At 42.7% G+C, this 13,065-nt stretch carries 7 protein-coding genes; 1 reads left to right on the top strand and 6 read right to left on the bottom strand.

Translation table 11 applies throughout. The features are described 5' to 3' along the window. Positions 1–13: 13 nt before the first annotated feature. From DW640_RS20650 to DW640_RS20625, 6 genes are all read right to left on the bottom strand, one after another. Positions 14–2,089 (bottom strand): family 20 glycosylhydrolase, encoded by a 2,076-nt coding sequence (locus tag DW640_RS20650; protein ID WP_022470454.1) that lies wholly within the window; start codon positions 2,087–2,089, stop codon positions 14–16. Further along, positions 2,089–4,413, bottom strand: a complete 2,325-nt coding sequence (locus DW640_RS20645) for a glycoside hydrolase family 20 protein (RefSeq protein WP_008766027.1) — start codon at positions 4,411–4,413, stop codon at positions 2,089–2,091. Before DW640_RS20645 ends, DW640_RS20650 begins: the two co-directional genes overlap by 1 nt. A gap of 38 nt (positions 4,414–4,451) precedes the next feature. Further along, positions 4,452–7,046 (bottom strand): glycoside hydrolase family 2 protein, encoded by a 2,595-nt coding sequence (locus DW640_RS20640; RefSeq protein ID WP_090616240.1) that lies wholly within the window; start codon positions 7,044–7,046, stop codon positions 4,452–4,454. 77 nt (positions 7,047–7,123) lie between these two features. Continuing rightward, positions 7,124–9,199 carry a GDSL-type esterase/lipase family protein gene (locus tag DW640_RS20635; RefSeq protein ID WP_173664737.1) on the bottom strand — a complete coding sequence of 692 codons (2,076 nt, stop codon included), beginning with the start codon at positions 9,197–9,199 and terminating at the stop codon, positions 7,124–7,126. 14 nt (positions 9,200–9,213) lie between these two features. Continuing rightward, positions 9,214–11,226 carry a family 20 glycosylhydrolase gene (locus DW640_RS20630; protein WP_090616235.1) on the bottom strand — a complete coding sequence of 671 codons (2,013 nt, stop codon included), beginning with the start codon at positions 11,224–11,226 and terminating at the stop codon, positions 9,214–9,216. Continuing rightward, complete coding sequence (locus DW640_RS20625; protein WP_054959382.1) at positions 11,223–12,857, bottom strand: sialidase family protein; 1,635 nt, start codon at positions 12,855–12,857, stop codon at positions 11,223–11,225. Before DW640_RS20625 ends, DW640_RS20630 begins: the two co-directional genes overlap by 4 nt. 2 nt (positions 12,858–12,859) lie before the next feature. On the opposite strand from DW640_RS20625, the gene DW640_RS24330 reads away from it, so the two are divergent. Then, positions 12,860–13,065: MFS transporter (locus tag DW640_RS24330; RefSeq protein ID WP_255420960.1), on the top strand; the 206-nt coding region annotated here is incomplete at its 3' end.

Below are 13,065 nucleotides of genomic sequence, written 5' to 3'. Positions count from 1 at the left end.
ATTATACATCTGATTATTTCACTACTATTTCATCTGTAAATATCCATCCGCCAAACTCTTCTCCGGCACGAGCCTGATAACGTATATACCGTCCTTCAGCACTGCCTTCCCATGAAATACTAATAAATTTAATAGCTTCTTTTCTATTTACTTCAAAAGTATATTGTTTCAATTCTGTGAAGTTTGCTCCATCATCAGAAATGGAAATAGTGACAGATTCAGGCAAAAAGACCTCTGCCCCTACCACTTGCATAAAATCAGCAGAGACAGAATGGACAGCAGTTTCCGTACCCATATCAATGGTAACATCCAATCGCTTTTTATCGATAAAACCTTGCCAGGATCCATCTCCATAAGTCCAGTCGCCACGAATACCATCAGTAAGAGCTGTATTTCCCTGCGCAGGATAGTGAGGACTATACGGAGCATTATAAATCACCTTTTTCCCCACAGCCAAATGACTTATCGGCTTCAAAGACTCCGGACGACTTCCTATCTCATTTTTAAGATCAAAAGTATGATATCCTTTCGCTTGCAAATCATCAACTGCTTTCAATGCACGATTATGAAAGTCTGTCCATGATTTACGTTCGGGAGCCGACCAAGCCACTTCTGCCAAAGCAAGGATACGAGGATATATCATATATTCCATATGCTCCGGAGTGGGGATATATTCTGCCCATAGATTTGCCTGCACACCATAAACAAGTTTTGCCTGTTCTACAGTTAAAGAATCTGAAACCGGATTATATGAATAAACCTTCTCCAATGGCAAATATCCTCCGATGGCTTCCGGCTGAGAATACGGAGCATCCTGATAACTATCCAAATAACAATATTGACCGGGAGTCATAATTGCTTGATGACCGGAACGGACAGCAGCAATACCTCCCTCTTCGCCACGCCATGACATTACAGTAGCATTAGGAGCCAGACCACCTTGAAGAATTTCATCCCAACCCAGCAACTTACGTCCATGTGCATTCAGAAACAGTTCAATACGATGAATCAGATAGCTTTGTAGCTCGTCTACATTAGAAAGATGTTCATCCTGCATCCTTTTCTGACATTTCGGACAAGTCTTCCAAGCCGCCTTACCAGCCTCATCGCCTCCTACATGAATATATTCCGATGGAAAAAGCTCCATTACTTCAGTAAGCACATTTTCTAAGAAAGTGAATGTTTCTTCATTTCCAACACAAAAATCTGCGTTTTTATAAGGTTCACCCGAACAGGAGAGTTGCGGATAAGCAGCCAATACTTCTTCTGAATGAGCAGGCATCTCGATTTCAGGAATGATTGTGATATAATGCTGCTGCGCATATGCAATAATCTCCTTCATGTCATCCTGAGTATAATAACCACCGGAAGCACCGGGCTCATCAAAACGGAGATATTTCCGTCCGCCATTCCACCACTTCTTCCAGTTGGCATCAGTACGCCAGGCGGCAAATTCCGTCAATAAAGGATATTTCTTTATTTCAAGTCTCCATCCTGCCGCATCCGTCAAATGCAAATGCAAACGGTTTAGTTTATAAAATGCCAATGCGTCTATCTGTTTCTTCACAAATTCTTTAGAGAAGAAGTGGCGGGAGACATCCAGCATCATCCCACGATAAGCAAAACGAGGGGTATCCTGTACTTCAACAGAAACTATAAAATAACCCGTGCCCGAAGGCTGAGATAATTGCAACAGTGTCTGAATTCCATAAAACAACCCAGCACCGGAAGAAGCCTGAATCAGAATATGTTCAGGAGTAACGGATAATATATAACTTTCCGGTGACACCAACTGAGGATTCTTTTCTGTTATCAATAAAGACAAGACATTCTGTTTATCTTTCTTTTTCCCTTCCTTAAATTGTACAGGTAATGCAGTTTTCAGATAGTCGCCCAGAAGAATAGCTTCTTCTCCTTGTAAGTTTGTATAAAGCTTTGTTTTTTCAGAGAGTAAAAAAGAGCCCGTACCCTGTTCCATCTTTAAGGGAACAGGAATTACGGACTGTGCATTAATGGGATGTGCACAAAGACACATCCCGATTACCCATAAGAAAAGACAAACTTTAGTGTATCTCTTTCTTATATTCATTAATTAATTGTGATTTCGTCTACAAATAAAAAGCCTGGATAACTCTTACCACCATGCCATTCCGGAATACTTTTCTCGGGTGAAGCTATAACTTTCACATATTGTGCAGTTACAGGTGTAAATGTTAGTTTATGGTCATAAACACCATTTTTATCAGTTTCCTTCATTGCAGGATAAGCTTCAGATGCCACTTTCGTGAAGTTTGTGCCGTCTTCTGAAACTTCTACAGAGAGTCCTCTTGTATCAAAAACCCAATCTCCCTTCTCTACGCAAGTAGAAATGGCAACGCTTGAAATCTCTGTTGGTTGTTTGAGATCAATAGTCACATCCATATCATTTCCTCTAAATGCAATCCAGCGTCCGGTTTTATAGTTACCATTTCCTTTCAAGCCATCTACCAACGTAGAGACACCTTTGAACTCATATTGTTTATTCACCGGCTGATTAGCAACAATCGGCTTCATGCTTGATTTACTGAAATCGATTTTCTCAGAAACGACACGACTATTTCCAGTAGGGCGAATAGCTATAGCCGAGAAGTCTGCATTTTCCTTAATCTTCAAAGCGCCATCATAAACGGGAGAAGTACTAGTCGGCTCTGTACCATCTAGCGTGTAGTGGATTGGCGCATTGTCAATTGTAGTAAGTGTAATGTCTAAAGTACCATCAGCCGGATTCGGAGTAAATTCTGCTTTTACGTCAAATACGTGCTTTGCATAATTATATCCTTCTGCATCATACCACTTAATCAGTCGTGGAAGACGAGACAAGAAATCTTCGTAGTTCTTCTTATCAGGTGTTGACCACTGGACTTCACACAAAGCAGCCCAACGAGGCAAGACCATATATTGAGCATGAGAGAAAGTAGCAATATATTCTGTCCAGAGATTAGCCTGTACACCTTTTATATACTGCTGTTCTTCCGGAGTAAGGGAAGCCGGCATCGGCTCATAGCTGTACACCCTTTCCATCGGCAAATAACCTCCGATACCGAAAGGTTCATTCTCAGTATCTTTAGCCTGATAATAATCAAAATACAGATAAGTGTTCGGGGTCATGATCACATCATGTTTCTGCTTGGCAGCTTCAATACCTCCACTTTCGCCACGCCATGACATAACTGTTGCATTAGGAGCAAGTCCGCCTTCGAGAATCTCATCCCAACCGATAATCTGACGTCCGTGATCGTTCAGGAACTTCTCTATATGATTGATAACGAAACTCTGCAAACGTTCTTCCTTACTATGATTCTTATCCGATTTCAAGCCCAACGCTTTGATACGTGCCTGACATTTCGGACATTTCTCCCATCTTACCTTCGGACATTCGTCACCACCTACATGGATATACTCTGAAGGGAAGATTTCAATCAATTCGCCATATACATCTTCCAGGAATTTCAGAACCTGATCGTTGCCGGCACAAAGTACATCATCGGCTACTCCCCATTGTCTCCAAACTTCATACGGTCCACCGGTACAACCCAATTCCGGATAAGCGGCAAGGGCAGCCAGCATGTGTCCCGGAAGGTCAATCTCAGGAACAACAGTGATATAACGTTCTGCGGCATAATCTACAATTTCCTTAGCCTGTTCCTGTGTATAGAATCCACCATAGGGTGTATTGTCATATTCACCGGAGTTACGTCCGATGACCGTTCCCGATCTTTGAGAACCTATTTCCGTCAACTTCGGATATTTCTTGATTTCCAGACGCCATCCCTGATCGTCAGTGATATGCCAGTGCAAACGGTTCATGTTGTGTAAAGCCAGCATATCAATATAAGTCTTCACTTCATCAATTGTGAAGAAATGACGACTAACATCGAAATGTGCACCACGATAACCGAAACGAGGAGCATCCTTAATTTCAACAGCAGGCAATGCTACATCAGCACCCAAAGCAATAGGCAATGATTTACGCAAAGTCTGAATACCATAGAAAACTCCGGCTTCTGTAGGGGCAGTTATCGTGACACCTTGATCGGTGACTTTCAACTGATAAGATTCAGGGTTTTCTACTTCTGAGCCTAACGCCAGCACTATAGCATTTTTACCTTCAGTTCCGGCTTCAATCGAAAAGTCTTTTCCGGTTGCAGTCTTCAGATAATCAGCCAAAAATTGCGCATTACGCTGCATCTTCTCATTTCCTTCCGGATAAAGGATTTTCACACCGCTTTTCAAAATAAAGGGGTTTACTTGCGATGTTACAATTTCTTGTGGCAATGGGATAATCTGATAATTGGCTTCTTCTTGTACCGAGCCACAAGAGCTCATCAGTCCTGCCAGTGCCACACATCCTGTTAATTTTAGGAGTTGTTTCATAAAATAAAAATTAGGTGTTAGTAGTTAATAAATTAGTTTTATTTATAGGTTTCTCGAATATGCTTGATATTGACAGGTAATTCTTCTCCCTTCTTTATCCGGGGAGAAGTGATAATTACTTTCTTACGTTCTCCGGGTAAGAGATCAAAGAAGTTGTCACTGTAACGGGCTCCTTGCAATGGAGTCTCAATAAAAATATCTTTTGCCAACATTGATGAAAAGAGAGTCAATTCACATTTACCATCCGTCTGCTTCATTTGATAGGATACTGATGTCGGAGGAAGTTGCAAATCTTTCGTCTTTCTGAAAAAATGGACGCTCTCAGCCACCTGATGTCCCGATTTATCTTTGAGTATCAATTTCAAGAAGCTACGTCGGCAGTCTTCGGGAGTCAGCCAGCCATCCAGTTTTGCACGATAAACACATTTTGAAGTATTTGCCGGAACTTCCAACAAATGTACTTGTATCTTCTTACCCAGCGTTTTTCCATCAAAATCCACGACTTTCATTTCCAATGTCATTTGCTCCATTGTATCAAGCCGGTCTGAGATCAGATAAACACTCAAACTGTCATTCTGCTGTATAGGATTGATCAAGACCGGTGCAAAAGCACGCTTTGCCTGATAATGTAATGCCTTCCAATTACCATAATAATCAATACTTGACCAGGATACTACCGGCCAACTGTCGTTCAACTGCCAATACAATGTCCCCATACAATAAGGACGATTGCGTCTGTGAGCTTCTAATCCATGCCGCATCCCCTGTCCTTGCAAGACTAATCCGACATACACAAAATCCTCGAAACTTTCGGGAATGATATAATCACGTTCCATATAAGTACGGATCAACGAATTACCAATACTACTCTTCTGATGCGCATTCATCACTTCAGACTCAATCTGATAATCTTCAGGAGCAGCAAAAGCAGCAATGGTTTTCATTTCCGGAAATGACTGGAAACCAAATTCACTCATAAAACGCGGCAAATCGGTATCTAAAGACTCAAATGGCTTCTTTCCGTACCAGACTCCCCAATTATGACTGTCTCCTGTCCCCCATGACTCCGGACGCCCCCAGTTAGCGAGATAAGGCGAACTGTGCACATAAAAACGATCCGAATCAAATTCTTTGACCATTGAAGGTAACAGCTCACGGAACAGTTTATCATAACCATGCATTAATCCTTGATAAACCTCCGGAGTAAACTTCTTCTCAAAGCCCCAATATTTCAGAGCTTCCAGTATTTCATTATTACCACACCACATCGCCAAAGAGGCATGATTCCGAAGACGGCGAATATTGTAAACAGCCTCCGCCTCTACCCGTTTCAGGAAAGTAGGATCGGATGGATAAGGGGTACACGCAAACATAAAATCCTGCCAGACAAGTATCCCGTTCTCATCGGCAAGATCATAGAAAAGATTATTCTCATATGTCCCGCCACCCCATATACGAACCATATTCATATTGGCTTCCTTCATGTCACGGAACAAAGTCTGATAGCGTTCCGTAGTAACATTAGGCAACAGTGCATCCTGAGGAATATAATTAGCTCCTTTGGCAAACATCGGTATGCCATTGACTTCAAAATAAAAAGATTCTCCGTCCTTATCTTTTTCATTTACCACACGAATCGTTCGTAAACCAATACGATGAGATTGTTCCGCAACAATCCGATCTCCACAAGCTATCTGAGCCGAGAAATCATACAGAGTCGGAGTTCCCCAACCATTTGGCATCCATCGTACAGGGTTCGTCACTTCAGCAGGAAGAGTGATATGATTTATCCCGGGTTGCAGGGTCACCTGCTGTTTTACTTCTGTAACGGTAGTTCCATTCAACGATACATTGACCCTTACTTCAGCCGGAATTTTCTGAGGAACGATCTGGTTTACAATCAGTTCATTAGACAGACGAGCGTTTTCATCTGTCAGCAATAATTGTCTGACATGGTAGTCAGATATGGTAGCTATGTCGTAAAAACGAAGAGTAACCGGGCGCCAGACACCACTTGTCACCATTCGGATGCCCCAGTCCCAACCGTAACTATACGGAGCCTTACGGCTGAACACACTAAGATGTTTCTCGTGATGATCGTTATCCGCCGGATAATTGAAGCCATTGGAAGCATATTGTGGCAACGTTTGCCGAATAGGTGAATGGAAATAAATATATAAGTGATTCTCGCCCTTCCGCAACACAGATTTTACAGGAAGTGTATACCCCACAAACATATTATCAGCCTTCAGCAGTAATGAGCCGTTGAGATATACGTCTGCATAGGTATCAAGACCTTCAAAAATAAGTTGGATTCCATCACGATTCAATTGCTCTTCGGAGACTATAAAGGAGGTTCTATATTCCCAGTCCTCATTCTCCACCCATTGAATTTTCTTTTCATTCATCCCATAAAAAGGATTCGGCAGTAATTCATGACTGATCAGGTCCTGATGAACCGTACCAGGAACCGTAGCTGGCATCCACTTTTCAGTCCCTGATTGAGAAAATTCCCAACCGGTATCCAGTAGCATGACTTCCGAAGTGTCATTACCTTGAGCATAAACCATACTACAGCAACATAGCAATCCACATGCTATCGGCGCTATCTTTCCTGTCAAATTTAAGATCATAGTGGGGGCATTAGATATTAACGGAGTAAAGATATTGCTTTTTTGTTAAATATTTCCTATTGAAGCTACAAAATATCTCATTTCATCGAAAATTCGGCACGAAATGTCGAAGCAGGCAGTCCTTCCCGATTGATCAGATTAGCCCGCGTAAAAGGTTGCCAGCCATAACGTACATAGCGGGGATTTGGCACTTCTTTACTATACACCTTCACCTGGTCTCCTACAACCTCAGCCGTTGCCGGATAATAGATACCATCATATTCCGCTACTTCAAAGCATTGTAAAGGCTTTCCGTCTGAACTCCGCATCCCTTTTCCATAATCAAAAGATAAAAAGACTTTCCCACCGCGAACGTTTGCACCACGAAATAAAGGACCGGAAGGAATGACATTTTTCTGATACGTTTTATTCAAAGCCCCTCGCGCCAAACGCTCTCCCACAGGTTTCTTACAGATAGGATGCACATCCAGAGAATCACCATGATCGCTGGATACAGCCATTCCGATATGAGAAATTTCATTCAACATTCTACGCTGACTATCACGGAACCAAGGCCAGGAAGGGCGATTCAAACTGGATAATTGTACATAATAAAAAGGCAGGCAGGCATCATTCCAATTCTTCCGCCAACTATTCACGAGCAGTTTAAATAATTTTTCATGAGCTTCCCAATTATGTGCATTCGATTCTCCCTGATACCAGATTACTCCTCGTATCGGATACTGTTCCAAAGGCCGAATCCCCGACTCATATAAATAACAAGGCTCATACGGATGCCTCTGCTGGCTATTTGCTGACTTTTTTATATTCAAAGCAGCCCGTCCGCGCACCCATTCCTGAATAAAATCATTTTTAGTCCAGTCTTTTAAAATGGCGGGAAACTGATATTCCAAACTAGCTCTATCTACCCAGGCTTCTGTAGGTGATCCTCCAACGGCATTGCAAATCAATCCAACCGGAACATTCAGACTATCTCTTAGCATCTTACCAAAATAGTATGCAATTGCCGAGAAATCAGAAGCTGTCGCCGGAGTACAATTTTTCCATTCCGTATCCTTATAATATTGGAGATGATTCAACGAATCAAGTACGTTCGCCTCCCATTCGACGGCATTTGTGCGCCAACGTGCTTTCATATCATACAAACGAAGTTGCTGATCTACGGCACGTGGAATATCGGCTCGGGCAGTCGAAGCCTGTTTCAGCATAAACTCCATATTTGACTGACCAGAACAAAGCCAGACTTCACCCGCTAACACATTTTGATATTGAAAACCCGTCTCATCCGTTGAGATCTTTAAGGTATAAGGACCACCCGCCTTTAAAGGAGGCAGCGTTACCGACCATTTTCCATTCAGACCTGCTTTTGTTTTCATTTGCCGGTCGGCTATGCTTACAGTAACCCGGTCCCCGGCATTGGCAATTCCTTGAACCGTCAACGGAACATCCCGTTGCAATACCATATTGTCTGTATAAAGCAACGACATTTTCAGTCCGCCATAATCTCCGGTAATGGCGGAATATACGGTCTGAGCCATAATAAACGCTCCTTCGGGATCAGGGTGTACGGCGTCCGTCAATATGAAAGGGTATGGATACAACGGCTCATGAAAGTCGATCAACTGTACTCCGGTATAGCGTGCCACATTCTCAATAGCCAATTGTATTTCTCCATGCCAGTCACGTGTCCCTGACAGGAAACGAGGATGCCGATCGGCAATAGGCGTAAGTCTGGCAATCATAATCCGGACTTTAGAATTAGCCGCCCGAAAAGAATCGATCAATTCAATGTAATCTTTCACAAAGAAATCACGATAATCGGGCCAATCACGGGGATCTGTATCATTGATGCCCAAATGAATAACCACAATATCTCCGCCAAAGTCGATCGCTCTGCGATACTCATCTTGCTGCATATAAGGCCGGTGCCCTTTATTCAACAAGGTAGTACCCGATTTGCCGAAGTTTTCGACTTGATAAGACTCTCCCAACATCTTCTGTAATTGCGCCGGATACGATTGTGTAGTCCGGTCGGGCAATCCATAACCATAGGTGATACTATTCCCGATGCAGGCAACTTTAATACGATTTTCCTGTGCACTCGCTGTTGTAATAAACAAGATGGAAACAACAATTAATAATACATTTTTCATCATATAAAAGTCAATTACATTTTCTTTTCCGGAGAATAGATCAGCCCTTCTACGGCCTTATCGCCGTCAGGAGTCACAAATACTGCAGTAAACATCCATTTAACCAATCGTACTTCATTCGTTGAGAATTTGCCGACAGGCAGTTTCAGCAATACCTTATTCCAGCCTTTATGCAAATGAACCCGTAGTGGCGGACGTGCCACACAATTCTCATTACCTAAGGCTGTTTCCGAGCTTTTCACGAGATGAGTAGCAGACCATACCGGGGGCAGTATTTCCTGATCATTAATCCAAATACGGCTTTCTTTATAATCCCACTTTCCCGGCAATGGCGGCAGGTCATTCTCTGAACGTCCATAATTCTGAAATTCAGCCCATAAGCCTACTTCCTGTGTTTTAGAAGAATAGACATACGTGTAAGCATAAGCAGTATGATTCTCCTGTGGATCTTTGTAAAAAGCCGGCACAATCTTACCCCATACGTGCCGAAGATAGATACCGGCTCCTATGGCAGGACGCACTCCATATTGCTTCCCTTCATAGGTATATGAATCTTTCAGCTCTTCTTCCGGTGGAAAAACTTTAGTCAGATCCCCCTCATTCGGAAAAGCATCTGTAATGTTCCATTTTACATGAGTCTGTTTGACATAGGCAAATGGATACCCTTTAAACAGATGCTCTTTATACCATAACATACGACTTTCGAAGTCCTCAAAATTACGAAAGACCTCAGAGTTTTCATCTACAGGAAGAATTGTTCCCTGCTTATCGAAATATTCAGTTCCTCCTCCCCGCCATGAACGCTCTGCGATAGCCAGCATATTCGGATAAAAGTTATTTTCCAGAACCATATTCCACTCTTTGTCGATTAAACGATCATTCCAGATACCCATAATGACTCCGGCAAGATCATCACTTCCCATATCTGCATTATAAATCCGACTATTATATAGAGCAATTATATCGCCGAACGTATCAAAATGATTCAAATAATGGAAACGGGAGTCAATAGCAGGAATACCTTGTTGGGCTTTGCCACGATAACTCCAAAGCTGCATCATGTCGATCTCACCTGTCTTATACTTCCATCCGGGATTCCAGGAAATCACTTTTTTCCCTTTATCACGGATATAAGCCACCATTTCGGGCACAAACTGCGGATTGGTAAAATGCACTTCATCTGTTCCAATATGGAGATATGGAACATCAAACGTTTCACAAATCTCATCCAGCAGGAGTTTCAGGATTTTCATTCCTTCCGGACTTTGCATATCATGACGGAAAGTACGGATAAATGCCGCACTATGTCCGGGCATATCAATCTCCGGAATCAACAGTACCTGATGAGCTTTACAGAACTTGGTCAACTCTCTCGCTTCCTCCAACGTGTAATATTTACCCGCCATACGAGTCATATTCGCACTATCATTCAACATCGGAAAGATTTTACTTTCCAGACGCCATGCCTGATTTTCCGTCAAGTGCCAATGAAAGGTATTGATTTTAAATCGGGATAATATGGCTATCTCACGTTTCAACTCCTCCAAAGACAAGTAGCTACGCCCTACATCCTGCATGAAACCCCGAATCCTGAAAGCCGGCCAATCAGTGATAGTACCACATTGCAGTCGGATTTTCTTTCCCTTTTCTTCTTTTAGCTGATATAACGTTTGCATCGCCCAATATACTCCACGCTCTGCTACAGCCTCCACAGTAATTGCCTTTGGAGTAATAGTCAGACGATAAGCCTCATCCTGATTGACAGGTACATTGCCAATCGCATCAACCAATTTTATATTGATAGAGGATGCCGACTGATCAGTCAGAGTACCTCCCATTTCCGTCACAAACTGCTTCCATTCCTGCGAAAGCACAGGAGTGGAAAGCTGCATTTTCCCCACGACAAAATATCCTTTTGCAAGCACACATTGCTGAGGTTGGGGAAGCAGACGCAAATGATCTGCCCCCAATATATATAAGGTATGGAATAAAAATGCAATCCCCAAAAAGATTCGAAGACTTTTCATCGAATCAAATCTTTCAGTTTTACAGCTTGAAATGTCATGTGGGCTGCACTACTCTCATACAAGATACCAATCGTTTCCCGATCAATCATTGTCAGACAGCTATATCCCCAGCCTTCTCCTTCATCCAGCATTAACTGATGTTCGGGAAGCCAGGTCAGCCCATCGTCCAGGCTAGCTTTAATAGTTATATGATTGCGTCCTCTGGTCGTATTCGGATTCGAGAACAAAAGAATATCTTTATCAAGTACATTATTTTTAGCTTCCACATGGATCAAACTAGCCATACATACAGGTTCCTGCAAGGCCTTCCGAGAGGAAGGATGTTCTGTCCATGTCTTGCCCAGATCTTTTGTAATTGCCACAGCACGGCTTCCTCCACGGTTATCCCGCATATTCAGCATCAGCACTCCGGGCTCTATTTCTACTACTTGCGCTTCGGTTGTATTGGTGCGTGCCATGTTGTGCATCTGCCATGTTTTTCCGCGGTCTTTACTATACATGATACCGGCATTAGGTACACGGGTAGAGTCGATAAACTGAGTAGGGAATACTAAAGTTCCATCACTCATTGTTATTCCCCGTCCCGGTCCCTGAAGCAAGAAATACCAAGAAGGGTCTTTTACTTGTTCGGTTATATTAATCGGTTTCGACCAGGTTTTACCGTCATCCGTACTTTTTGCCATCACCAGTTGTGCCGTTTGATATAGATCCATTCCAGGATGAGAACTCCACCAGGCACGTTGATTACCCATTCCGTGTGTCCATGCGGCAACAACCCAGATTGTATTCGTTTGGGTATCTACCAAAATAGAAGGGTCCCCTACTCCATTCTGTGCAGCAGGCAAACCATCGTATTCACCGAACGAAAGAGGAAGGCGCATCTTTTCCCATGTTTTACCGCCATCCGTGCTTCGGCTCAAACCGACATCTACATATTCCTGCAGATCGACACTGCTATTATAACGGACATCATATACGCCAAGCAGCGTTCCTTTATTTGAAGTTACCAATCCGGGAATACGGAAAGAAGCCGAACCGTCATCACCGGCGTGGCGGACACCCACTGCCATTCGATGAATAATGTCTTTCGGTGACCGTTCTTCACAAATGGCTTCTTTACCATCTATCTTCACTGATTGAAGTTCGGAACTTATTTTAGTGAAAAGAGAAGTCTCCGGCTTCATCTGCAAGCTGATCCAAAAGAAATTAATCCCCGGGAACAACTTATAATGACTCTTCAAAACAACTTTTGCAGAAGGCTGCAAGACTTCCGCACATTTTATCGAATAAGATGGTATTGCTGCCAATGTATTCCCCGGACGGTGACTGGAGATATAATCAACAGGTGCAAATCTGTTCTTTCCTCTATCTTGTAAAGCTTCCGTACCGCCATAATAGAGTTTGACAGCCTGTACATCCGACAGATTGACACTCCTTCCAAAATCCAAAACGATCTCATCCATCATCCGGCTTTCTTTTGCATCTAAACGAAAGTAGAACAATACGTTATCCTGCCGCTCAATTAAAATGGGAATTTGCGTCTGATGTACAAAAACGGTGTCTGAAGCTTTCACAAAGATAGAGCACCCTAACAAGAGAATAAGGGTAAATAAATAATGATTTCTTTTCATAAATGGGGGTATTAGTTAGTTTAACGAAGGCAAAGATAAGATTTTCTCTGCATATATTTAACAGTCAAAGCGACAAACTTGCGTTTTTTTACCAAGTTCTCGTAGGACTAGTCAACACTCTGACCACCGTTCTTGCTCTTGTGATCATCGACAGGGTCGGCCGCAAGCAACTGGTCTATTACGGAGTTTCGGGGATGGTTGTCTCCCT

The sequence above is a fragment of the Bacteroides sp. AM23-12 genome (assembly GCF_003434395.1).
GTDB lineage: Bacteria > Bacteroidota > Bacteroidia > Bacteroidales > Bacteroidaceae > Bacteroides > Bacteroides thetaiotaomicron.
The sequence above is the reverse complement of the archived record's forward strand: the minus strand, read 5'-3'. Positions and strand labels throughout refer to the sequence as shown.

Coding starts and splice junctions, on each gene's coding strand:
- DW640_RS20650 (WP_022470454.1), bottom strand. CDS start 2,089: ATGAATATAAGAAAGAGATACACTAAAGTTTGTCTTTTCTTATGGGTA.
- DW640_RS20645 (WP_008766027.1), bottom strand. CDS start 4,413: ATGAAACAACTCCTAAAATTAACAGGATGTGTGGCACTGGCAGGACTG.
- DW640_RS20640 (WP_090616240.1), bottom strand. CDS start 7,046: ATGATCTTAAATTTGACAGGAAAGATAGCGCCGATAGCATGTGGATTG.
- DW640_RS20635 (WP_173664737.1), bottom strand. CDS start 9,199: ATGAAAAATGTATTATTAATTGTTGTTTCCATCTTGTTTATTACAACA.
- DW640_RS20630 (WP_090616235.1), bottom strand. CDS start 11,226: ATGAAAAGTCTTCGAATCTTTTTGGGGATTGCATTTTTATTCCATACC.
- DW640_RS20625 (WP_054959382.1), bottom strand. CDS start 12,857: ATGAAAAGAAATCATTATTTATTTACCCTTATTCTCTTGTTAGGGTGC.